Here is a 23,472-nt window from a genome sequence, read left to right on the forward strand (position 1 = left end):
GCTCAGGCGCCGCCCGCGACGAGCCGCGCCACCAGGGCATGGGCGAGGCGGGCGGTCTGCACCTCGCCGCCCTCCGGCCGGCCCGGCTTGGTCGAGGGGTTCCAGCCATAGAGGTCGAAATGGACGTGGGCCGTCGTCCGCGGGGCGAAGCGGCGCAGGAACAGGGCGGCGGTGATCGCGCCCGCGAACGGACCGCCGGAGACGTTGTTGAGGTCGGCGACCTTGGACTCGAGGCCGCTCGCGTAGGGCGCGTGCAGCGGCAGGCGCCAGACCGGGTCGTTGACCCGGGCGCCCGCCTCCGCGACGCGGGCGGCCAGACCCTCGTCCTCAGTGAAGTAGGCTGGCAAATCGGGGCCCAGCGCGACCCGCGCCGCCCCCGTCAGGGTCGCGAAGTCGATGAGCAGGTCGGGCGCGTCCGCATCGGCCAGCGCCAGGGCGTCGGCGAGGATCAGCCGCCCCTCCGCATCGGTGTTGCCGATCTCGACGGTGAGACCAGAGCGCGCGCGGATTACGTCGCCGGGGCGGAAGGCTTCGCCCGCGACCGCGTTCTCGACGCTCGGCACGATCAGGCGCAGCCGCACCGGCAGGCCCTCGCCCATGATCATCTCGGCGGCCGCGATGGCGGCGGCGGCGCCCCCCATGTCCTTCTTCATCAGGAGCATGCCCGCGGAGGGCTTGATGTCGAGGCCGCCCGTGTCGAACACCACGCCCTTGCCGACCAGCGTGACGCGGGGCGCGCCCTCGTCGCCCCAGGTGAGGTCGATGAGCCGGGGCGCCCGCGGCGAGGCCGCGCCCACCGCGTAGACGAGGGGGAAGCCCTCGCGCAGGGCATCGCCGACGGTGACGCTCACGGCCGCGCCGAACCGCTCCGCCAGCGACCGGATCGCGGCCTCGATCTCGGCGGGCCCGAGATCGTTGGCCGGGGTGTTGACGAGGTCCCGCCCGGAGGCGACCGCCGCCGCGATCCGCTCGACGGAGGCGGCGTCGATCCCCTCCGGGGCGACCAGTCGGGGGCGCGGCTCGCCGGGTTTGCGGTAACGCTCGAACCGGTAGCTGCCCAGCAGCCACGCCAGCGCGGCCTCCGCCGGATCGAGGCCCTCGGCGGGCTCGAGCCGGTAGGCGCCCCCGGGCAGGGCGGCCGGCAGCTTGCCGGGCAGGAAGCGGTCGTGCGCCGGTGCCTGCCGGTCGCCGAGGCCGAGGAGGACGCGGGCGAGCGTACCGTCCGCATCGGGCAGGAGGGCGGTACGACCGGCCTTCGGGGCGAAACCCGATGCCTTGGCGAAGGCCCGCTGGAGGGGCGCGAGGCCCGCCTCGACCTCGGCCCAGTCCGCACTGGTCACGGCGCGGATCGGAACCGCATCCGTACCGGGGGCGAGGAGGGCGGGTCTGTCGTGAGTCATGCGGAGGCAGGCTTAACCGTCGATTAGGGTTAACCTTCTATCACCGTGCCATCGGCGGGGCGCAAGCACCGCCGGCTACGTGGTGGAGAGGACAGATGACACGGACCTTCGGCACGGCCGCCCATCCGGCCCGGACCGTCCGTTTCCGCCGCCTGGCCGCGGCGGGCCTGATCGGCCTCGCGGCCTCCGCCTGCCAGTCGCGCTCGCCGGAAACGACCGGCTCGATCGGCGGCCTCTCCCTGCCGGGCCTCGGGCGACCGGCGGAACGCTCCGCCCGCGCCGAGGTGGACGGGTTGGCCGCGCGCTACAATGCCGAGCCGAACGATCTGCGCAACGCGATGCGCTACGCCGACGCCCTGCGCGCCACCGATCAGAAATCCCAGGCCGCGGCGGTGCTCCAGCAGGCGGCCCTGCGCAACCCGAAGGACAAGGCGGTGCTCGCCGCCTACGGCAAGACCCTCGCCGAGGCCGGCCGCTACCAGGAGGCCAACGAGGTTCTCCAGAACGCCCACAGCCCGGCCCAGCCCGATTGGCGCGTGCTGTCCGCGCAGGGCATGGTGGCGGACCAGACCGGCGACCACGCCCGGGCTCAGAGCCTCTACGAGGCCGCCCTCAAGATCGCCCCCGAGGAGCCACGCATTCTGTCGAATCTCGGCCTGTCCTACGCGCTGGGCCGTCATCTCGACCTCGCCGAATCGACCCTGCAGCGTGCGGCGGCGCAGCCCCGCGCCGACGCCCGGGTCCGCCAGAACCTCGCCCTCGTCCTCGGCCTGAAGGGCCGCTACGACGAGGCCGAGCGCGTGCTCGCCCAGGATCTCGGACCGGCCGAGGCGGCGGCCAACGTGCAGTCCCTGCGGGCGATGTCGAGCCGCCCGCTCGCGGCCCGCCCGGCCCGCACCGCCGGCCTCCCGACGGCCCGCTGACCGCCGCCGCCGCGCGATCGACCGGACCGCCGGATCTTTACGAGCAGATAGGAATCCTACACTAGATTGAGCAGAGGCCTCTCGGCGGTTTGCCCGGCACGACCATGCATACGTTGATCGAAGCCGGCCTGCGCCGACCCTGGTATCAGCTCAGGCTGCCCGATGCGCTCGAGACGCAGTACCGTGCGGAGACGGTGCGGGCGAGCGGCCTCTACATGCAGTCCTGGCTCGCCGTCTTCGGCTTGTTCAACATCCTCTCCCTGGTGATGGACCACGACGTGTTCGGCCCGGAGGCCTTTCACGTGCCGTTCGGCCTGACCATGGGGGTGTTCTGCCCGGTGGCGCTGGCCGCGATCCTGTCGCTGCAGGGGCGTCCGACGATGGTGCGGATGACGGTGGCCGCCCTGGCCACCGCGCTCGTCGACATCGCCATCGTCCTCAACAGTGCCCGCCTCGCGCCGCCCACGCATGCCCAGGCCTACGTCATCATCGCGGCGATCGTGCCCCTGGTGGTCGGGATGATCGCGCCGATGCCGTTCCGGCATGCCCTCTGGTACTGCTCCGCCTCCCTCGCGCTCTATGCCGGCCTCGTCCTCGGCTTCAACCTCGCCGAGACCAGCAGCAGCGGCCTCCCGCTGCTCGTCTCGGGCTTGATCCTGGTGCCGCTCAAGCTCTGCTATTCCCGGGAATGGGAGGCGAAGCGGACCTTCCTGATCGGCCTGCGGGAGCGGCTCCAGTCGGAGGCGCTCGCCCGAGCCAACGCCCGGCTCACCGTGTTGTCGGAGACCGATCCGCTCACCACCCTCTCGAACCGCCGCCACTTCTCGGATCGCCTGGAACCGGCGTGGCGGGAGGCCGGTGAGGCCGGGACCTGGCTCGGCCTGCTTCTCGTCGACATCGACCATTTCAAGCTCCTCAACGATGCCGCCGGTCACCAGGAGGGCGATCGCTGCCTCATTGCGGTCGCGGGCGCCCTCGCCACATCGGTGGAGGCCCGGGGCGGGCTTGCGGCCCGCTACGGGGGCGAGGAATTCGTCGCGCTCCTGCCGGGGGCGACCTTCGACGCGGCCCTTGAGGCGGCCGAGGCCGTCCGGGCGGCGGTGGCGGCGCTCGCGCTGCCGCATCCGGGCCTCTCCCGGGGCGCCCGGCTCGCCGTGAGCATCGGTGCCACGGCGGCCCATGGGCCGACCCGCGCCCTCGGGATCGAGGCCGCCGGCCTGCTCAAGGCCGCCGATCTCGCCCTCTACACCGCGAAGAGCGAGGGACGCGACCGGGTCTCGACCCTGGCCCCGGCCGCGAACGCCAATCTGCGCCCGCCCTCGATGGCCGCGGCGGCGAACCAATCGCTCGCTGCGGAGTCTCCCTGACGCGCGGCCGGTCGGTCGCGTCACGGAACGCGATCGAAGGGAACGACCGGCGGATGCTGCTTGACGAGGACCGCGCCGGCGCCGCACGGGCGGCCGGACCGACCCGGCGCCCACGCCGGATCGCCCTCACCGCCGGCCTTGCCGCCCCCCATCCCAGTCTGTGGGCCCTGGTCGCCGTGATCGTCGCGGCCGACGCCGCGGGCCTCGCCGTCGCAGGCGTGGCGATCGCGGGACCGGGCCTCGCCGCCGTTACCGCCACGGTCGCGCTCCTCCTGGCCGCCGCGTTCCTGTGCAGCGCGGTCAAGCCGGAGCCGAAGCTGCGGGCGATGGCGCTGTCGAGCGCCTACCTCCTCGCCTTCACCGCCGCGGTCGCCGTCCTGCACGTGCTCGCCGCGATGCTGGCGCTGCCGCTGGCCGATGCGGGACTCGCCCGGATCGAGAGGGCCTTGGGCTTCGACGGACCGGCCTACCTCGCCTTCCTGGCGGACCATCCGGGTCTCGCTCACGGATTGGCGCTGGCCTACCATTCGAGCGGACCGCAGATCGGGCTCGTCGTCGTCGTCCTCAGCGCCGTCGGGCGCACGCGACGGCTCTGGACCTTCGCCCGGCTGTTCTCGCTCTCGCTGCTCGCCTGCGTGCTGCTGTCCGCGCTGTTTCCCGCGGCGGGCACCTACGCCCATCACGCGGCGGGGCGGCTCCCGGACGGCCATCTGGAGACGATCGGCGCGCTGTGGCACCTCGACGCCCTGCGGGCCCTGCGGGAGGGCAGCCTCGACACCATCGCACTGTCGGAGATCCGCGGCCTCGTGACCTTCCCGTCCTTCCATGCCTGCCTCGCGGTGCTCACCGCCTGGGCGCTGGCGCCTCTGCCGGGGATCGGCCCGCTGGCGGTGGTCCTGAACGCCGCCATCGTCGTGGCGGCGATCGGGGCAGGGGGACATTACCTGCCGGACATCCTGGCCGGCGCCGGCCTTGCCGGTGTGCTCGTGGCGCTTCATCGGCGCCGGCGGCCGGGCAAGGTCCGTGTCCCCGCCGCCGCAGTGGCGGCCGCGCCGCCCATGAAGGCGGCGGCGTAGAGCCTCCACCCGGGTCCGAGAGCCGGCGACCGCCTGATTCAGTCAATCATCCGCCGCAGCACCCCGTCGGTGCCGACCGGCATGGCGGCCATGGGCGGCGGGGCGGGCACCGGCCGCATCGGCATCATGGCCTTGAATTGCTGCCGGAAATCCTCGGCGATGCGGTCGGCCTCGGCGGTGCCGCGGATGACCTTGGGCCGGATGAACACGATCAGCTCGGTGCGCACCCGCCCGTCGATGCGGTTGCGGAAGGCCGGACCGACCAGCGGCAGGTCGCCCAGAACCGGCACGCTCTCGTTGATGATCTGCGCCGATTCCTGCACGAGGCCGCCGATGGCGAGGCTGTGGCCGTCGCTCACCGCGACGCTCGTCGCGACCCGCCGCTGGCGGATCGTCGGCGAGTTGATGGCCGAGGTCGTGGTCGGCACCACGTCGCTGACCTCCTGGTTGATGTCGAGCACCACGAGGCCGTTCTTGTTCACCCGCGGCGTCACCGAGAGGATGACGCCGGTGTCCTTCATCTCGATCTGGTTCAGGATCGGCGCGCCCGCCGCCAGGGCACTCTGGCCGGTCTGGCGGACGATCGGCACCTGATCGCCCACCTGGAGCTTGGCGGTGCGGTTGTCGAGGACGGTGATGTTGGGCGAGGAGATGACGTTGACCCGCGTCACGCCCTGGAGCGCGTTGAGCACGACGTTGAAGTCGGCGGCGCCGAGCAGGTAGTTGAAGCCCGGCACGCCCCGGGCCGCCGCCTTGATGAGCGCGTCGGTGCCCCCGCCCTCACCGATGCGGGCCGTCTCGCGCTGCGCGAAATTGAGGCCCGAGGAGCGGTTCTTGAGGAAGTACTGCACCCCGAACTGAAGCTGGTTGTTCAGGGTCACCTCGGCGATGACGGTCTCGAGGAGCACCTGGGTCGGCATCGCGTCGAGCCGGCCCAGGATGCGCAGGATCTTGTCGTACTGGTTGCGGGTGGCCGAGATCACGAGGCTGTTGTTGGCCTCATCGGCGACGATGCCGACCGCGTCGCGCCGGGCGCCGTAGGCGCCGGCCATACCGGAATCAGCGCCGTAGCCCCCCGCTCCCCCGTAGCCCGACCCGTAGCTATTGCCGCCGCCGTAGACCCCGGGCGCCGTCCCGGCACCGAACCCGGCCGCGGGGGCTGTGGCGGCATCCCCGCCCGCGCCCTGCGTGAAGCCGGATCCCGCATCGCCCCCGAACCCGGTCGCCCCCTGGCCCGCAGCCCCCTGGCCCGCAGCGCCCTGGCCCGCGGCGCCCGCGCCGGGCGAACCGCCATTGAAGCCGGCGCCCGCCGCCGATCCGCCGAATCCCGGCGCGCCCTGGCCGCCGTAGCCGGATGACCCGGCGCCGTAACCTCCCCCATACGCGCCCCCGCCATAGCCCGCGGTGACGTTGACCGGACTGCCGGTCTCCGCCGCGACCACGCCCTGGAGCACGGCGGCGAGGTCCCGGGCCGAGCGATTCTGGATGCGGTAGACGAAGAGCTGGCGCTCGCGCTCGGCGGCGAGCGATTCGAGCTGCTCCAGCATGGCCCGGGCGCGGTCGAGATAAACCGCGCGGGAGGTCACCACGAGGATCGCGCCCAGCCCCTCGTTGGGGATGAAGCGGATCACGTCGCCGGTGCCCGCCGCCTCGCCGCCGAACATCTGCGTGAGGTCGCGGGCGATGGTGCCCGGATTGGTGCTGCGCACCGGCAGCATCGCCGTCGACATGCCGCGCATCCAGTCGACGTCGAACACCTCGATGGTCTGGCGCAGGGCCCGGATCTGGCCGGCATCGCCGTTCAGGATCAGCAGATTGCGGGCCCGGTCGGCGCGGAGGATCACCTCCTTGGGGGCGACGGCGGCCAGGATCGCCTGCATCTCGACGGCCGAGACCCAGCGCAGCGGTATCGCGACCGCGCCGGCCTCCGCGGCCGGGCCCCGCACCGGGCGCACGCCCCCCGCATCGGCCCCCGACGGGCCGATCTGGGCGAAGCGGCCGCGGCGGCGCAGCGCCAGGCCGCGGCTCGCCAGAGCCGTCTCGAACATCGCCAGCAGCGTCTCGCGGGGCACGGGCCCGCCGGTCTGGAGGGTCAGGGTGCCGGAGGCCTGCGGGTCGAGGGTGTAGCCCCAGCCCAGCGTGTCGGCGAGCACTGCCTTGGCGGCGACCGGGAGCGGCGCCTCGACGAGGTTGAGGGTGACGAGCCCGCCCGCGACCGGCTCCCGCGCCGGGGCGGCCTCGCCAATGAACTGGTCGTTGCCGCGCAGGATCAGGCCGCCGGAGGGAGCGGGGGTGACGCGGGGGCCTGGTCCGCGACCCGGAAGCGGCTCGGCGGCGAGGCACGCACCGGACCAGCCGAGGGCGAGCGTCAAGCCGAAGACATGTGCACGAATCGCCATGCCTTCCGCTCGAAGCCGGTGCCGCAGGAGATGGTCGATCCGGACGCTAGGCGGTTATGGTTAACCGGTCATTGACACTTTTCGGACCCTCCGTCGGCCGCGCCCCGGCCTCAGGGGCGGATCAGGGCCGCGGCGAGGGCGGCGCAGGCCGGATGGGGGGCGCCGGGTGCCATCTCCGGCCCGTCCGGCTGCCAGGACAGGACGAGCGTGCCGGTTCCGGTCCCGCCCGCCGAGACCATGGCGCTGCGGGTGGCGCGGCCGTGGTCGTCCGCGACGCTCGCGCGGACCTCGACATATTGTCCGGAGGATCGGGCCGTGTAGGGGCGCAGGCCGTCGCCGGCGACACTGGCGACGAGGGCACGCTCGGGCGCCAGGGCCGGGTCGATGCCACCGCCGGGATTGTACACGGTCACGGCATTGCGCAGGCGCGCCGCCCGGTCGGCCGTGAGGGAGGGCAGCCGCTCGATCTCGTCGACGCTGGTGAAAGGCCCGTTGCGGGGGCCGTAGGCCAGGGCGCGGGCAGCGTATTGCGGCGCTTCCGCGCCGCCATTGGGCTCCGGGTCGTCGTTGGCATCGCGGTAATCCAGCACCTCCGCCGCCAGCGTCAGTGCGTCGGAATCGCCGAGCCCGAGCGCGCGGAACGCCGTCTCCAGGAGCGGGCGCGGCGCCGCGTTGAGGTCGATCAGTCCGGCATGGTCCTGCACCGCCAGCGTGAGACGGCGGCCTCCGGCGAGATCGCAGGCGACGCTGGCCCCGTTGCGCGGCAGGCCGAGGCCCGCCACCCCGCGGGTCCGTTCCAGCACGAAGCCCGTCGCCACGAGCCGCGCCGCGCCGTCGGCGAGCCCCTGGAGGCGCAGGCTGCGGGTCTGGCTCTCGGCGACGGCGAGGCGCGTCCTATGGCGCTCGGTGGCCACGAGGGCCGCGGCCGAGACCACGATCATGATCGCCAGAACGGCCGGCAGGACGAAGCCGGACTCGGCTCCGCGTGCGGGACAGGCGCGGGGCGGGGCGCTCATTGCCCGACCCCGAGCGGGACGAGGAGCGGCGGCCAGCGGCGCCGGTCCCCGGGCGGGAAGGCGAGGCTGATCTCGATCAGGGTCGGCGGCCGGTCCCGCCGGGTCCAGGCCGGAAACCAGCCGGGCTGCGGATCGGCGATGAGACCGGCCCCGAAATAGCGCAGCCGCACTGCCGCCGCCCGGCCCACCAGCACCTCGGGCGGCCGGGCCCCGGATTCGGGGCCGACGCCGCGCGTCTCGACGAGATCGACGGTGCCGTCGTCCCGGCGGACCGCCCACACGCTCTGGCGCACGGCACCGCCGCGCTCGGTGCCCCGGTTGGCCAGGACGGTGCCGCTGAAGCGCTCCGGTTCGCCGAGGAAGGCCGGCCGGCGCCCGTTGGTGTCGCGGCCGACGAGGCGGGCCAGCGAGCCGCGCAGGTGATCGCGCACGATGTCGAGATCGGTGTCGGCGGAGAGCCGCCCGCCCTGGCGAGACAGCATGCCGGCGGCCCCGATCGCCTGGATCAGCAGCAGGGAGATCAGCGCGAGCAGGGCGAGGGAGACCAGCATCTCGACGATCGTGAAGCCGGCCCGCGACGGCCGCAGCCTCCGGGGCGCCCGCATCTCAGCCACCGAGGCCCGCCGTCAGAACGGTCTCGTAGACGACCGGCCCCCGCGGCCCCTCGCGGGAGAGGCGCACGTGCCAGACCGGTGGGACGTTGCGCCATCCGAGTCGGGGCCCGACATCGACGACGTCGAGGAACCATTGCCGGCCGTCGGAGAAGCGCCCGGTCTCGGACCCCGGGTGCAGGGTTCCGGCCGCGAGCCGCAGCCAGACCACGCCCTGCGCCTCGTCCGCCGCCCGCAGGAGCGCCTCGACCCGCCCGCCCTGGCGCCCGAGGGTCGCGGCCACTTCCAGCGCCGAGACGGTGGACAGGGACACGATCGCGAAGGCGACCAGCATCTCCACTACGGTGAAGCCGTCGGCGGTGCCGCGCTGGGTGGGTCGACGGGAGCTCACGGGTTCGCCCCGGCTTCCGCGACCCGGCCGGTCAGGCTGCTGACCGTCAAGGTTCGGTGGCCGCCCGACCCGCTCAGGCGGATCGCGCCGCCGGTGGAGCTGCCGTCGGCGAGGAAGCGGATTTCGCCCGGGCCGGCGCGGCTCGCCTCGCCGCGCAACACCTCGACCGCCACCGGGCCGGCGCCGATCGGCGCCGCGCCGGGGCGTGTGCTCATGAAGTGGCGGCGCTCCGGCACGAAGGTCAGGCTCGTGGGGGCGCCGCTGCGCCGCGCCTGCGCCCGCAGGCGGGTCAATTCGCCCGCCAGGGTCGCGGCGGTCAGGTCGAGGCGTCGCCCCGGAACCAGATGGCCGATGGCCGGAGCCGCCACCCCCGCCACGACGCCGAGAATCGCCAGCACGACGAGCATCTCGACGAGGCTGAACCCCGCCGAGCCGGCGCCCTGGCGGGGCGCGGTCATGGGCCGGCCTTAACGGCGGGGCGGCGGGCGAGCCGGGACAGCCGGGCCGACAGGACCGCCTCCTCGCCCTCCGCGCCGATCCGTTCGGCGATGAGGCCGTTCTCGTCCACGAGCAGCACGGCCGCGGTGTGGCCGTAGGTGTAGCCGCCCCCGGGCAGGGCCGTGCGCTCGGCCACCGCCCCGAAGCTCGTCACCGCCTCCTCGATCGCCGCCCGGTCGCCGGTGAGCGCCACGATCCGGGGATCGAAGCTCTCCATGTAAGGCCCCAGAGCCGCGGCGGTGTCGCGCTCCGGGTCCACGGTGACGAAGTAGAGGCGCAGGTCGGGATCGGGAATGTCCCGCAGGGCGAGGCTGATCCGGGCCAGCGTGGTCGGGCAGATGTTGGGGCAGTGGGTGAAGCCGAAGAACACGCCGTAGGGCCGGCCCGAGAGGGCGTCGGAATCGATGGTCGCGCCGGACGGATCCCGGAGCAGGAAATGGCCGGCGAACAGGCTGCCCCCGGCGAGCGACGGCCCCGGCTGCGCCGACTCGGCCGCCGGGGCGAGACCCGGCCCCGTCAGGGCGAGCAGGATGACGGCGAGCGTCACGCGCCGGCACGCGGAGCGCGGAAACCAGGGCGGGAGCGTCATCGTCGGTCACCCTGGGGCGCGAATCGTGCCCCCGCAGGGGCACCGGATCACGATGGTAGCGACCGCTTCTTGCTCGAACCTTTCGGACCGCCGCGTCGGCTGATGTCAGGGAGCCGGCGTCGAGCCCCGGGCCGATGCCGTCGGGCCCGCCCTCACACGGCGGTGGCCTGGAAACCGGCCACATCCAGTTCGAAGGAGCCGTCCGCCTCGATCGCGAAATAGGCCTTCGTCGTCTCCGCGGCTCCGGTTTGCAGCGATCGGATCGCGGCGACCGCGTCCGGCGGCGTTCCGATCCGCCGGGTCCAGGAGGCGAAGTCCATGCGCAGGCGCCAGGCCTGGATCGCCTCGATCCGGAAGCCGGCGCGCTCCAGCAGGGCCGTCCATTCGGCCGTGCGGTAATCGCGGGCATGGGACGGGTCCCGCAGCAGCTCGACCGCCTGCAGATGGGTGTCCCATGCCGCGGCGGACGGCGCGACGACGTCGATGAACACGGCCGTGCCGCCGCGTCTCAGGACACGGCGCGCCTCGCCCAGGCCGCGGGACAGGTCCGACCAGTGATGCGCGGAGAAGCGGCTGGCGACGCAATCGAAATGCGCGTCCGCGAAGGGGAGGCGTTCGGCGGGCGCGACGGTCCCCGAAATGTTCGTCAGGGCACGACGCCCGGCCTCCGCCGCGACGGCGGCGATCATCTCCGGCGACAGGTCGCAGGCCACGACCTCGCCGGCATGGGGCGCCAGGGCATAGGCCACATGTCCGCCGCCCGCGCCGAGGTCGAGGGCGCGGGCGGGGCGCAGCGCCGCCGCGAGGCGGCTCAGCCTCTCGAGATCCGCGCCGGCGGCATGGACCTCGCTCGTGACATAGGCCCCGGCCTGCGGGCCGAACTGGCCCCTCGCGAGGTCGTGCTGGCTGCGGCTCATCCGGTGCCCTTTCCTGATCGCAGGAGCCCGGCCGGTGGGCCGCGCCCCCGCAGCCGGGTGTCAGGGGCATTCCTCCTGGGTCCAGGTATATTGCCCCTTCGCCTCCCGGGCGATCGCCGCGCAGACGCTCTCCGGCACGTCGCCGGTGCAGGTGCGTCCGCCGACATAGTCCTTCACCCGGCAGGCCCCCTTCGCCGTCTGGGGCGGCGAGGTCGTCCCCGAGCCCGTTTGGGCCGTTTGCTCGGCCTGGGCCGGAGCCCCCAGAAGGGGCCCCGCGAGCAGGGCCGCCGCGGCGAGGCTCGCGAGCTTGCCGATCCTCTTGGTCATCATCACGATCTCGGGCATGGCGCGCTCTCCGCTTCGTCTCGACATTTACCGGATCCGCACGACCTTCGCGACGCTCGGCACCCCGGCCGCATCCATCGCGAACAGCATCCAGGTGCCCGGCAGCAGGATGCCGGGATCGCTCGGCAGCGTGAGCTGGTGGCTCGTGCCGCTCTGCGTGACCGTCAGCGGCACCCGGCGCTGGTCGGTGTTGGTTGAGTGGGTGACGCTGCTGAGCCGCACCAGGGAGAAGCTCGTCACGGCCCGGTCGGTGGTGACGGCGAGCGTGCCGCCCATCGTCGCGCTCGCGGGGGCCCCGGTGATGGTCGGGCGGTTCGCGAGGTTGCCCTGCGCGTCGTAGAGGTTCGGCGGGGTCAGGATCTCGAAATCGAGATGGTCGGCCCCGCCGCAGCCGCCGCAGAGGCCGCCGCCGCCGACGAGCACGCGCCCGTCGAGCATCAGCATGGCGATGCTGTGGTAGTTGCGCGGCACCACCATCGGGGCGAGCCGGCGGACCTTGCCGGTCTTCGGCGACCAGATCTCCGGCATCATCACCGGCAGGTTGTCGGTGAACTGGGCCGCCACGATCTGCCCGCCCACGGTCACGACGTCTCCGTCGGCCAGGACGACGCTGTTGGTGTAGGCCCGCGGGAACAGCATCGGCGCGGTCTCGGCGACGGTGACGGCTCCGTTCGGGCCGGCGCCGATATCGATCGTGTAGGCGGTGTCGAGGGCCGGCGCCCCGGTATAGGCGGGGGCGCCGCCGGCCTTAAAGATCTTGCCGATGTCGTACATGTTGGCGGTGCCGTTCACCGCGAAGCGGTCGTTGCCGCGCTTGCCGACGAAGCGGATGCTGCCGTCGCCGCTGGTATCGATCCAGTGCATGTCGGTGCTCGGGCCGGCATGGAACACCGAGCCGTTGGCGCCGGCAAACAGCCAGTAATGGGTGTCGCCGGGATAGACCGGCACGCTCGGATCGGCCGCCGCCTCGCCTTTGACGTTGCGCAGCACGCGCCAGCGGTTGGTGGCCTGCGACCAGACCTCGCCGTCCTTGCCGCCGGCCCCGCCGGACCACGAGCCGCCATAGGTGAAGGAATCGCCGTTCGAGAGCGTGGTGTTGGCGTTGTAGCCGCGGGTGATGTTCATGTTGGCCACGCGGGTCCAGGAATTCGCGGCCGGGTCGTAGATGGTCGAGACGCCCGCGGCGATGCCGCCGGTGATCAGGATGCGCCCGTCCGGCAGCACGTTCGTGCCGGGGCAGAACATGTTGTGCCCGGTATTGGCGATGTAGGTGTCGACCGCCTGATCGGTGGCCGGGTCGTAGAGGGTCGTCCAGGTGCCGTCGGTGGCGCCGGTCTGGAAGGCGGAGCGCTGCTCGGCCGCCCAGAACAGGATCTTGCCGTTGGGCAGGACCGCCCCGGCGACCGGGACGATGCCGATGCGCCGCGGCGCGGTCCAGGCGGACGGGGCCCGGCCCTCCGGACCGAGGATCGTCCAGCGCTGCGGGTCGGCCGAGTCGCAATCCCACTGCACGATGGCGCTGCCGGAGTTGCGGTTGTCGTTCCCCCCGGTCGGGCTGAGGCAGCGGCCCGAATGGTTGGCGACGATCTCGGTCCACTTGTCGAGCTTGCGCAGGCGGAACAGGGCGTTGGCGGCACTGGAGCAGCCCTGTTGCACCACGCGGGTGCCGTTGCCCGTCCCCGCATTCTCCACCGCGAGGCACTGTCCGGTCGTCGCGCTCTTGATCTGGTAGCCCTCCGCCATGGGCAGGAAGGTCCAGGTCTGGCTCGCCGGATCGCGGCAGACCTGCTGGAGCACGCCGTTCGCGGCGCCGTCGACGCAATTGCCCGAGCGGCGGTTGATCAGCACGGAGGCGCCGGTCGGGGCGCGCTCGCCGGGTGGGAGCGTTGCGGTGCCCCCATCCGTGCCGGTGCCCGTTCCGGTGCCGCCGGTGCCGCCCGTTCCCCCGGTCCCGCCCGTCCCGGTGCCCGGATCGGTGACGGTCGTGGTGGTGCAGCGCAGGGTGTAGACGACGTTGCGGCCCGGCGCGCCGGAATCGCCCCACATGTCCTGGCGCCCGCCCGCGGCGCAATCGCCCGAGGTCTGGAGCGCCCGCTCGTTCGGCGTGTCGCTGTAGGAGACGAGCGGCGTGCCGTTGCGCGACTTGTCCTGGTTGGCCCAGATCCGCAGGCCGACGGCCCAGCGCCCGCCCGCCGGGACGGTGATCGGCTGCGAGGCCGCGTTCAGGCCGGCCGGCGTGGTGCCCCAGTTGTAGGACAGGACCAGCGTCTGCGAGCCGACGCTGCCGTCGGTGTTGCGGGTGAACAGGAACAGTTCCTTGGCAAACCAGCCGTTGATCTCGGTCGGCGTCAGGGTCACCGCGGTGGCGGTGGTGGTACCCGCGCCCGTGGAGGCGCTGCCCTGGACGTCGCAGGCCTTGGCCACGCCGTAGAGCGGATCGCCGAAGGTGGCGTTGCTGCAGGCGATGGAGCCGGTGGCCGTGCGGGTCGCGTAGGTGCCGTTGGCGCCGTAACGGACCGTGCGCGTGCCCGAGACGGTGCAGGTCTCGTTCTCGGCGGCGCAGCGCGTCCAAGTCACCGTGCCGGTTCCGCCGGTGCCGGTCCCGCCGCCGGTGCCCGGGTCGGTGCCGCCGGTGCCTGTTCCGGGCGTGCCTCCGGTTCCGGTCCCGCCCGTGCCCGTTCCACCTGTGCCGGTCCCGCCGGTTCCGGTGCCCCCCGTTCCCGTGCCCCCGGTTCCGCCGCTCGTGTCGCCGCCGGTCCCGGTTCCGCCGGTGCCGCCCGTGCCGGGATCGGTTCCGGTTCCGCCACCCGTCCCCGTCGGGGCGGTGCAGTTCACGGTGTAGACGACGTTGCGTCCGGCCGTGCCGGCATCGCCCCAGGCATCCTGCCGGCCGCCGGCGGCGCAGTCACCCGAACTCTGCAGCGCGCGCTGCCCGGGCGTGTCGCTGTAGGACAGGATCGGGTTGCCCCGGCGCGACTTGTCGCTGTTGGCCCAGATCCGCAGGCCGACGCCCCAGGTCGCGCCGGCCGGCACCGCGAGCGGCTGCGAGGGCGTGTTCAGGCCCGCGGTCGCGAAGCCGAAATTGTAGGAGGCGACCGTCGCCTGGGTCGTGATGGCGCCGCTAGCGTCCCGCACGAACAGGAACACCTCTTTGGCGTACCAGCCGTTGATGGCCGTCGGCGTCAGGGTGACCGAGATGGCGGCGACCGCGCCGGTTCCCCCTCCCGTCGGCGGCGGGGTCGCCGGACTCGCCACCGGGACGAAGCTCTGGTTGTCGCCGCCCCAGCAATCCCACTGGATCAGCCGCTCGCCGTCGGCGCGGGAGCCGCCATAGACGTCGAGGCACTTGCCGGAATAGCCCGTGGTGAGCCGCATGCCGGTCCCTTGCGCCCGCGCCGACCACGCCTGCTGGGACACGTTGAGGCATCGGCTCTGCCGGACCACGCTGCCGTTGGTGCGCGAGGTCTGCGAATCCATGCACAGGCCGGTCGCCTGATTGACGAGCCGGAAGGCGCTGCCCGTGGACTGGATCTGCCAGGTCTGCTCCACGGCGCCGGTGCAGGTTTGCTGCACGAGGGTGACGGCCTCGGCCGGGTTGGCGCCCGGGACGGTGAGGCACAGTCCGGAATGGACCACCCGGATCGGTCCCGATCCGGTGCGCGCGGAGAAATCGATGTCCGCCTGGGCGGCGGTGGGGACGGCGCCGAGGAGCAGCGGCATCCAGAACGTTCGCCGACTGCGCAGGAACGCCTTGGCCTTGTTCGTGTCCCGTGCGCTGCTCATCTCGCCCCCGAGGTTGGCTGACTGACTGGGGGTTGCTTCGCAATCTCCCGCGTTCTCGGTACGGAACGAACGTTGAGGAAGATTGCAGCGCTCGAAGGCCTGACCGCAAGGGGGATCGATTGCTGTCAATGAGGTTAAGGGAGTGATACCGTGACGCCCACAGGAGCGTTACTTCGATTTTGACAGACAAACGACCGCGGACGCGGCTCGTATCGAGTGGACAAGACTGAGAGTTGTTGGACATTCGCTCGACCTGCTGGGCGGCGAGGCTCGCCGAGCGTGAACACACGCAACGCTGGGTTCGCTCGGTGATCGAGCTCAGCTTGTCCGAGGGAGGCCGACTCTGGGCCCGATGCGATCGGTCCTCGCCGGGCCCGACAGCGGCGGTCCTGCCGGACCGCGGCTCCGATCAGGCCGGCTCGGTCGTCCTGGCCGCCCCTTTGGGCAAACCGGGGACTCGGACTGGGGAGGCTCCGTCCGCAGGCGGGCTTTAAGCCGCCGTAAACGCCGCCAGCCTTAACGATTCCTCCCCATCGCGCCGTGAAGGGAGGGCGGTTCCCGTGCGTGCCATCCCAACTGTCTCGCCGTCGGGCGGGCGTGCCACCCTGCGCGAGAGTTTCGATACGGCGGCCCATCTGCTCGGCCTGAGCGAGGTGCGGGCCGACCGGGCGATCACCCACATCACCCTCCAGCTCGGTCCGCCCGGTGAGACCGGGCTGGCCGTGCTCGACCACCGCGCCGCCGAGCCGCGCCGCCACGCCCTCGCGATCGGCGCGGACGACCTCGTCGAGCGCCTGATGGCGATCCGCGAGGGCCAGGCGGGGCTGCGCGCCAAGATCCTGGTCGATCCCACCGCCTGCTTCACGCGCACCCTGGTCCTGCCGAGTGCCGTGCTGCCAAGGATGCGAATGGTGCTGGCGCAGGAGCTGGAGGCGGCCACCCCGTTCCGCGCGGAGGGCGTTCACGCCGACTGGTTCGTGGAATCCGAGGATGTCCAGGCCCGGACCCTGCAGGTGCGCCACGTCGTGCTCAAGCGCGGTCGCCTCGATCCCCTGCTCGCGGCCCTGGCGCAGGCGGGCATCGCGGTCGCCACGGTCACCGTCGGGCCGGACGAGGCGCGGACCATGCCGGTCGATCTCCTCAGCGGCGGACACCGCACCCTTCAAGGGCTCGCCGGGGGCGCTCGGACCGGTGATCTCGCATTCCTCGCTGGCGCAGTCCTGCTGCTCCTCGGCGCCGTCTGGGGCTGGCACGCGCATCAGGCCGCGACCCTCGAGGCCCTCGACGCGGCCGTCACCGCTGCGCGGCGGGCGGCGGGTCCCGCCCTGCCGGCGCCGCTCCAGGCCGGCACCGCGGCCCTCCTGGCGGGGCGGACTGCCCCCGTCGCCCGGACCTGGGAGGCGCTCGCGGCGGCGCTTCCGGCGACGGACTGGGCCGTGGCCCTGCGCCTCGACCGGGACAGCGCCTATCTCACCCTCCAGGCGGCGGACGAGGCCGCCGCCCTCGAGGCCCTCGCGCAGATCCCCGGCTTCGGGCCGCCCCATCTGCGCGACGCCCAGGCCAGCGCAGGCGGGGGGCACCGCCTTCTCGTCGAACTCCCCCGCGTCGGACGGGGAGAGCGGCCGTGAGGGCGCTTCTTTCCGACGGGCGAGCCCGCCCGATCCTGCTCGGCCTCTTCGGTTCGGGCCTCGCCCTCGTTCTGATCCTCGACCATGCCGGAGCGGCGTTCGACGCCTCCGCCCGGATCGACACGGCCCGGGAGCGTCTCGCCCGCCTCCACCGCATGGCGGCGCGCCCGCCCCTGCCGCCGGTGCTGACCGCACCCGACGCCGACGGGCTTCTGGCGGCCTTCCGCGGCCGCCTTGATGCCCTCGCCGGTGGACGCGCCGTGGTCCTCGACCGGTCCGAACTCGAGCGCGATCCCGATCACCCGGATCGGCCCCGCCTGCGCGCGGTGATCCGTGGCACCGCGGCGGGCTTGCACGGCCTGCTGCACGCGCTCGAAACCGAGGCGCCGATCCTCGCGATCGAGGAGGCGGATCTCGATGTCGAGCGGGCGGCCGATCCCGAGACCGGCCGCCCGACCGTGATGCGCGCGGCGCTGACGGCCCGCGGCCTCGTTCTGCCGCCGGTGGGGCCGGAGGCGCAGCCATGATCGACGGGATGAGGAGTGTGATGAGGGGCGTGCCGGCCCTCTTGGCTGGGAGCGGCCTCGGGTCCCGCGTGGTGTTCGGGTTGGCGAGTGTTGCCGCGCTCGCCGCCTTCGCCTGGCCCGTGACGGTCGATCCGCCGCCGCCGCCGGCCGTGGTGCCGGCATCGACGCCCCTCGGCGACGCCGCCCTGCGCCGGCCCCTGTTCGATCCGGGCCGGCGGGACTGGACCGCCCGCGGCGACCGGTCGGCCGTGCTCGAAGGCGAGCCGCGGCGGCCCGTGCTCACTCTGCGGGGGATCGTCGTCGATGGCGGCACGGCCCGCGCCCTCATCGATGACGGGGGCGGTGAGCCGCATTGGCTCGCCCGCGGCGAGGGGCGCGGCAACTGGCAGGTCGCGGCGATCGAGCCGGACGGCGTGACCCTGACGCAGAACGGCCGCAGCTTCCGGGCCGTCTTCATGGGCGAGCCCGCGACCCTGCGCCCGCTGCCCCTGGGTGCGGTCCCGCTGCGGCCGTAGCGGCGACGCCCCGCGGACCTCGATCCGGGACGATACTCTCACATCCGGTGGCGCAGCGGCTGGTCCGGAAAGCCGGCGCCCAGCGCGCCGGCCGATGCACTATTTCTGGAAACGGGCCTGGATGTTGTGCCCGTGCATCTTCAGCGACAGCACGACCTTGGCGCCCGCCGGAAGCGGCGCCTTGAGGGCGCCGACCAACCGGTTCGGCGCGGCCGGCGTCAGCGTCAGCGTGTCGGTCTGGCCGCCGGCCTGAACGAAGGCCTTGGCCGAGAGGCCGGCCGTCTCGGCCGGCTTGCCGCCCTCCTCGTTCACGAAGAACGTGACGCCGGTCTCGGTGGCGACCAGCTCGATGGGATGGCCATCGGCCACCGTGATCTCGCCGCCATTGGGGCCGGCGGCGAAACAGGGTCCGGCGAGGGCGAGGGCGGCGGCGAGGATCGCGGGGAGGAGGGGGGAACGCATGGTCTTTTCCTGTCTCGGGGGAGGGGAGGACGATCTCAGAACACCCCGGCCGGTGCCGGATCCGGGGCGCCGGACGGGGAGCGCTGATGGGCTTCGGCCCGCAGCCGTTCCAGAGGCTTGCGTCCGAACGCCAGGAACAGGACCGGGGTCACGACGGTGTCGAGGAGGGTGGCGCTGATCAGGCCGCCGAAGATCGTCACGGCGACCGGATGCAGGATCTCCTTGCCCGGCGCGTCGGCGCCGATCAGCAACGGCACCAGGGCGACGCCGGCGGCGAGGGCGGTCATCAGCACCGGGGCGAGCCGTTCCAGGCTGCCGCGGATCACGAGATCGGGCCCGAACGGCACCCCTTCGTGGATCGCGAGGTTCAGGATGTGGCTGACCTTCAGGATGCCGTTGCGGGTGGCGATGCCGGTGAGCGTGACGAAGCCGATCATCGAGGCGACCGAGAGCGGCTGCCCGGCGAGCCACAGGGCCGCGACGGAGCCGATCAGGGCAAGCGGAATGCTGCCGAGGATGATCAGGGTGAAGATCACCGAGCGGTAGCGGGAGTAGAGCAGGGCGAAGACCAGGCCGAAGGAGAGGAGGGAAAGCAGGCCGATGGTGCGGCTCGCCTCCCCTTGCGCCTGGAACGCGCCTTCCAGGCGGGTGGCGTACCCGTTGGGGAGCGGCGCCGCGGCGACCCGCTCCTGGATCGCGGCGACGATCGCGCCCATGTCGGCGCCGGCCTGCGTGTTGGCCTGCACGACGATCCGGCGCCGGGCGTTCTCCCGCAGGATCTGGTTCGGGCCGTCCGTCTCGCGGATGTCGGCGATCTGCCGGGCCGGCACCCAGCCCGAGGGCGTCTCGACCAGCATGTCGCCGAGGCGCTGGGTCGTGCGCATCGTGTCGGAGAGGCGCATCACCACGTCGAAGCGGCGGTGGCCGTCCACCACCCGCGAGACCACCTGCCCGTTCGAGAGGCGGCTCAGCTGCTCCACGAGGGACGCGGGCTGGACGCCGTAGAGGGCCGCGCGGTTGTAATCGACCCGGATCTCCAGCTGCGGGATCAGCACCTGTTTCTCGACCTGAAGGTCGGCGAGGCCGGGGATGTCGGCGATGCGCCCTCGGAAGTCCTCGGCCAGCGCCCGCAGGGTGTCGAGATCCTCGCCGAAGATCTTGAGGGCGATCTCGGCGCGCACCCCGGAGAGCATGTGGTCGAGTCGGTGCGAGATCGGCTGGCCGACATTCACGGAGACCGGCAGCAGGGCCAGGCGCTCGCGGATGTCGGCGACGAGTTCGGGCTTCGGCCGGGTGCCCGGCGTCAGGTCGATCTCGAGATCGGAGGAGTGGACGCCCTCCGCGTGCTCGTCGAGCTCGGCGCGTCCGGTCCGGCGTCCGACGGAGCGCACGCCCGGCATGTCGAGGAGCAGGCGCTCGGCCACCAGCCCGATCCGGTTGCTCTCGGCGAGCGAGATGCCGGGATTGAAGGCCATGTTGACCGTGAACGAGCCCTCGTTGAACGGCGGCAGGAAGGCGCGCGGCAGCGTCGCCGCCGCGAACCCCGCCGCCGCCACCGCCAGACCGGCGACGACCATCACGGTCCGGGCCTGCGGGACGAGGGCGCGCAACATCCACGCATTGGCGCGCTTCAATCCGCGGATCAGCCCGCTCTCGTGCTCTTCCAGGCGCTTCAGTCCCGGCAGCAGGTAGGAGGCCAGCACCGGCGTCAGGGTGATCGAGACGACGAGGCTTGCCAGGATGGAGACGATGTAGGCCTGTCCGAGCGGCGCGAAGAGACGCCCCTCGATGCCCGACAGGGAAAACAGCGGCACGAAGACTAGCACGATCACCATCGTGGCGTAGACGATGCCCGAGCGCACCTCGTTCGAGGCCGCGACCACCACCTCGAAGACGCTCTTGGGATTTCCGGCCTTTCGGTTCTCGCCGAGCCTGCGAAAGATGTTCTCCACGTCGACCACGGCGTCGTCGACGAGTTCGCCGATGGCGATGGCGAGCCCGCCGAGCGTCATCGTGTTGATGGACAGGCCGGCGAGGTAGAAGACGATCGCCGTGGCTAGGATCGAGACCGGGATCGCGGTGAGCGAGATCGCGGTGGTGCGCACGTTCAGCAGGAAGGCGAACAGCACCACGGCCACGACCGCCACCGCCTCGACCAGCACGGTCTCGACGTTGCGGATCGAGGTCTCGATGAAATTCGCCTGCCGGAAGATCAGCCGGTCGGCGCGCACGCCGCGGAAGGCGCAGGTCTCGCCGGCCGGCGCCGCGAAGGCCGGGCTCGTCGGGCTCGCGGCGTCGCCGCAGGCGTTCAGCCCGGCGGTGATCTCGGCGAGCGCCGCCTCGACCTCGCGGGTGAGGCGGACCGTGTCCACCCCCGGCTGCTTCTCGACCGAGATCACCACGGCCGGCGCGCCCATGTAGCCGGCGTCGCCCCGCTTCACCCGCGCCGCGAACGACACCTCGGCCACCTGCCGCAAGTAGACCGGCCGGGTGTTGACGGTGGCCACGACCATGTTGCGCAGGTCGTCGAGATCCATGGTCCGGCCGAGATTCCGGATCAGGTATTCGCGGGCGTATTGGTCGGTGAAGCCGCCGCCGGTATTGGTCCCGAACTGCGCCAGCGCCGTCTCCAGTTGGGCGTGGGTGACCCCCAGCGCCCGCAGGGCCGTCGGCTGGGGCGCGACGCGGAACTGGCGCACCTCGCCGCCCATCGGGATCACCTGGGCGACGCCGGGAATCGAGAGCAGGCGCGGGCGGATGGTGAAGTCGGCGAGCTCCCGCAACTGCATCGGCGAGACCGAGCCGCCGTTGACCGCCGCCATGACGATCTGGCCCATGATCGAGGAGACCGGGCCCATCATCGGGTTGACGGTGGCGGGCAGCTGCGGGCGCACCATGGCGAGCCGCTCGGAGACCTGCTGGCGGTTGCGGTAGATGTCGGTGCCCCAGTCGAACTCGACGTAGATCACCGACAGGCCGACCCCCGAGACCGAGCGGACGCGTCTGACGCCGGGCAGCCCGTTCATCTGCGTCTCGACCGGGAAGGTGACGAGCTGCTCGACTTCCTGGGGGGCGAGACCCTCGGCCTCCGTCATGATCGTGACGGTGGGCCGGTTGAGATCGGGAAAGACGTCCACCGGCAGCTTCGTCACCGCGAAGCCGCCATAGACGACGAGGACGGCGGCGAGCGCCAGGACGAGCAGGCGGTTGCGCAGGGAGAGCGCGACGAGAAGCGCGAACACGGGCGGGACTCCTCAGCGAACCTGATTGAGGAGTTCGGCGCCCTGGGTCACGATCCGACGGCCCGGCGTGAGGCCGGACACGACGAGGACCCGTCCGGCATCGAGGGGCTCGACCCGGACTTCCCGCGGTTCGAAACGCTCCGGGGCGGTGTGCTCGTAGACGAGGCTCTGGCCGTTGCCGCCCCGCACCACGCTCATCCGCGGAAGCGCAAGCCCGGTCTGCCGCGCATCGGTCTCCGCCAGCACGGTGACGAACTGGCCGGTGCGCAGCTCCGGGGGCGCATCCTGCACGGCGAAGTGCATCGGCACCGCCTGGCTGCGGTCGGCGAGCCCCGCGCCCATATAGGTGAGGCGCAGGATCCGGCCGTCGGCCAGGCGGGCGGTGGCGTTCGGCCCGCCGGCGACCGCATCGAAGCTCAGGGCCTCGACCCAGAGCCGGTCCGGATCGACGATCTGGAAGACCTGGAGGCCCGGGCTCGCCATCTGGCCGGCCACCGCATTCGCCTCGGCGATCACGCCGTCGACGGGCGCCGTCAGGGCTTCCGGCTGCTGGCGGATCGCGTCGAGGGCGGCGCGGCGGTCGAGCAGCCCCTTCAACTCGGCCTGCGCGTCCTCCAGCTGCACCTGCGAGACGGCGCCGCCGGGGGCGAGCTTGCGGTAGCGCTCGACCCGCCGCTCGACGACCGCGATCTGCTGGTCGAGTTCGCCCTGGCGCTGGCGCATATCCGAGACGTCCACCGCCTGCACGGGCGGGGTGACGGAGGCGAGGATCTCGCCCTTGCGCACCCGGGTGCCGAGCCGCGGGAACACGCCGGAGGCGGGCGGCGAGAGCCGGCCGCCGACGGAGGACTGGACGACCCCGCTGGCACTCGGATCGGGCACGATGCGTCCGGGCAGTTCGACCGTGCGGCGCAGGGTGTCGGCGGCGGTGACCTGGGTGCGCACCGCGAGGACCCGCTGGGTGGGCTTGGGCACGAAGATCGCGCCGTCCGGCTGCCGGCGGGCCAGATCCTGGCCCGACGGGGAGGCGGCCATCCGGGTCAGCATGGGCGGAGACGAGGCCGCGCCGCCTTTGTCGTCCCCGTCATGGGCAAAGGCCCGCGGCGCGCAGGCGATCGCCACGACGAGGACGATCAGCGCGGTGGCGGGTCCGTAGCGACGCCCCCGCATCAGCAGCGTGACGAGGCAGCCGATCAGGAAGCCCACGCCGCCGATGGCGAAGGGCAGGGGGTCGGCGTCCTTGAGATGGCGCTGGAAATCATGGGCTGCCGCGAGGCTGGCGGTCCAGGCCGAGGCGCCCGTGGATGCGGGCTCCGGCGGTGGCGGCGGGACCGTGATCGTCACCGGGAACACGTCGCTCTCGCCCGCGACCGTCACGGTGAAGAGCACCTCGTTCTCGCCGGGATGGGCGCTCCAGGGGGCGTCGAGGCCGTAGCTTCCGTCCGGCATCACGGTCGCCTTGGACGTCCCGTCCGGCCCCTCGGCCTGAATCACGGCGTCGGTCACGGGCTCGTTGGTGCCGGCCCGGTCGAGGAAGACGGTGAGCCGGCCGTTGCGGGCGATCGCGACCAGTTCGAGGGCGTCGGTGCTGGAGGCACCGCGCGGCGCGGTCGCGGCCGGCGCGGCCTGTGACTCGGCCGCATGGTCGTGGCCCTCGTGGGCAACGGCCGCGAGCGGCCCGCCGGCCCAGAGGCCGAGGACGAGGAGAGCCGTCCGCAAGGCGGAGGCGGAGGGACAACGCATGGACGATCGAGCCTTCGCAGGAGGGGATCCGGCGGCGGCC

Annotated in this window: 19 protein-coding genes; 6 read left to right on the top strand and 13 right to left on the bottom strand. The window is 72.8% G+C overall.

The genetic code is table 11. The annotated features are described in order from the left end of the window. Window positions 1-2 precede the first annotated feature (2 nt). Window positions 3-1,400, bottom strand: coding sequence for a leucyl aminopeptidase family protein (locus tag LW587_RS04995; RefSeq protein ID WP_232628494.1), 1,398 nt, complete (start codon window positions 1,398-1,400; stop codon window positions 3-5). Window positions 1,401-1,495: 95 nt separating this feature from the next. Here LW587_RS04995 and LW587_RS05000 point away from each other — a divergent pair, with 95 nt between their 5' ends. The 3 genes from LW587_RS05000 to LW587_RS05010 all read left to right on the top strand — a co-directional run bounded on the left by LW587_RS05000 (window position 1,496) and on the right by LW587_RS05010 (window position 4,766). Then, the gene (locus tag LW587_RS05000; protein ID WP_232628495.1) at window positions 1,496-2,323 is read left to right on the top strand and encodes a tetratricopeptide repeat protein; all 828 of its coding nucleotides are present in this window, start codon (window positions 1,496-1,498) and stop codon (window positions 2,321-2,323) included. A gap of 104 nt (window positions 2,324-2,427) precedes the next feature. Further along, on the top strand, window positions 2,428-3,690 hold the full coding sequence (locus LW587_RS05005) for a GGDEF domain-containing protein (RefSeq protein WP_232628496.1): 1,263 nt from the start codon (window positions 2,428-2,430) through the stop codon (window positions 3,688-3,690). A 53-nt stretch (window positions 3,691-3,743) separates the two neighbouring features. Then, on the top strand, window positions 3,744-4,766 hold the full coding sequence (locus tag LW587_RS05010) for a phosphatase PAP2 family protein (protein ID WP_232628497.1): 1,023 nt from the start codon (window positions 3,744-3,746) through the stop codon (window positions 4,764-4,766). A gap of 38 nt (window positions 4,767-4,804) precedes the next feature. On the opposite strand, the gene gspD is transcribed toward LW587_RS05010, so the two are convergent. From gspD to LW587_RS23980, 9 genes are all read right to left on the bottom strand, one after another. Next, window positions 4,805-7,165 (bottom strand): type II secretion system secretin GspD, encoded by a 2,361-nt coding sequence (gene gspD / locus LW587_RS05015; protein WP_232628498.1) that lies wholly within the window; start codon window positions 7,163-7,165, stop codon window positions 4,805-4,807. Window positions 7,166-7,275: 110 nt separating this feature from the next. After that, the gene (locus LW587_RS05020) at window positions 7,276-8,181 is read right to left on the bottom strand and encodes a general secretion pathway protein GspK (RefSeq protein ID WP_232628499.1); all 906 of its coding nucleotides are present in this window, start codon (window positions 8,179-8,181) and stop codon (window positions 7,276-7,278) included. Beyond that, complete coding sequence (locus tag LW587_RS05025) at window positions 8,178-8,786, bottom strand: prepilin-type N-terminal cleavage/methylation domain-containing protein (protein WP_232628500.1); 609 nt, start codon at window positions 8,784-8,786, stop codon at window positions 8,178-8,180. Before LW587_RS05025 ends, LW587_RS05020 begins: the two co-directional genes overlap by 4 nt. A 1-nt stretch (window position 8,787) precedes the next feature. Then, window positions 8,788-9,183 (bottom strand): PulJ/GspJ family protein, encoded by a 396-nt coding sequence (locus LW587_RS05030; RefSeq protein ID WP_232628501.1) that lies wholly within the window; start codon window positions 9,181-9,183, stop codon window positions 8,788-8,790. After that, on the bottom strand, window positions 9,180-9,641 hold the full coding sequence (locus tag LW587_RS05035) for a GspH/FimT family pseudopilin (RefSeq protein ID WP_232628502.1): 462 nt from the start codon (window positions 9,639-9,641) through the stop codon (window positions 9,180-9,182). Before LW587_RS05035 ends, LW587_RS05030 begins: the two co-directional genes overlap by 4 nt. Then, a complete protein-coding gene (locus LW587_RS05040; protein WP_232628503.1) occupies window positions 9,638-10,270 on the bottom strand; it encodes an SCO family protein in 633 nt (210 codons plus the stop codon). The genes LW587_RS05035 and LW587_RS05040 overlap by 4 nt, the downstream gene beginning before the upstream one ends. Window positions 10,271-10,422: 152 nt before the next feature. Continuing rightward, window positions 10,423-11,187, bottom strand: coding sequence for a class I SAM-dependent methyltransferase (locus LW587_RS05045; protein WP_232628504.1), 765 nt, complete (start codon window positions 11,185-11,187; stop codon window positions 10,423-10,425). Between the two features lie 60 nt (window positions 11,188-11,247). Beyond that, complete coding sequence (locus LW587_RS05050) at window positions 11,248-11,532, bottom strand: hypothetical protein (RefSeq protein WP_232628505.1); 285 nt, start codon at window positions 11,530-11,532, stop codon at window positions 11,248-11,250. Window positions 11,533-11,559: 27 nt separating this feature from the next. Further along, complete coding sequence (locus tag LW587_RS23980) at window positions 11,560-15,315, bottom strand: RICIN domain-containing protein (RefSeq protein WP_269780295.1); 3,756 nt, start codon at window positions 15,313-15,315, stop codon at window positions 11,560-11,562. 560 nt (window positions 15,316-15,875) lie between these two features. On the opposite strand from LW587_RS23980, the gene LW587_RS05070 reads away from it, so the two are divergent. The 3 genes from LW587_RS05070 to LW587_RS05080 are packed head-to-tail and all read left to right on the top strand — an operon-like array spanning window position 15,876 to window position 17,985. Then, window positions 15,876-16,943, top strand: coding sequence for a hypothetical protein (locus tag LW587_RS05070; RefSeq protein WP_232628506.1), 1,068 nt, complete (start codon window positions 15,876-15,878; stop codon window positions 16,941-16,943). Next, window positions 16,940-17,470, top strand: coding sequence for a GspMb/PilO family protein (locus LW587_RS05075; RefSeq protein WP_232628507.1), 531 nt, complete (start codon window positions 16,940-16,942; stop codon window positions 17,468-17,470). Before LW587_RS05070 ends, LW587_RS05075 begins: the two co-directional genes overlap by 4 nt. 20 nt (window positions 17,471-17,490) lie before the next feature. After that, window positions 17,491-17,985, top strand: coding sequence for a hypothetical protein (locus LW587_RS05080; RefSeq protein ID WP_232628508.1), 495 nt, complete (start codon window positions 17,491-17,493; stop codon window positions 17,983-17,985). A 99-nt stretch (window positions 17,986-18,084) separates the two neighbouring features. On the opposite strand, the gene LW587_RS05085 is transcribed toward LW587_RS05080, so the two are convergent. The 3 genes from LW587_RS05085 to LW587_RS05095 are packed head-to-tail and all read right to left on the bottom strand — an operon-like array spanning window position 18,085 to window position 23,432. Continuing rightward, window positions 18,085-18,447, bottom strand: a complete 363-nt coding sequence (locus tag LW587_RS05085) for a hypothetical protein (RefSeq protein WP_232628509.1) — start codon at window positions 18,445-18,447, stop codon at window positions 18,085-18,087. 35 nt (window positions 18,448-18,482) lie between these two features. Then, window positions 18,483-21,689 (bottom strand): efflux RND transporter permease subunit, encoded by a 3,207-nt coding sequence (locus LW587_RS05090; RefSeq protein WP_232628510.1) that lies wholly within the window; start codon window positions 21,687-21,689, stop codon window positions 18,483-18,485. 12 nt (window positions 21,690-21,701) lie between these two features. Continuing rightward, on the bottom strand, window positions 21,702-23,432 hold the full coding sequence (locus LW587_RS05095) for an efflux RND transporter periplasmic adaptor subunit (RefSeq protein WP_232628511.1): 1,731 nt from the start codon (window positions 23,430-23,432) through the stop codon (window positions 21,702-21,704). Window positions 23,433-23,472 lie beyond the last annotated feature (40 nt).

Source organism: Methylobacterium sp. Leaf118, assembly GCF_920984675.1.
Lineage (GTDB): Bacteria > Pseudomonadota > Alphaproteobacteria > Rhizobiales > Beijerinckiaceae > Methylobacterium.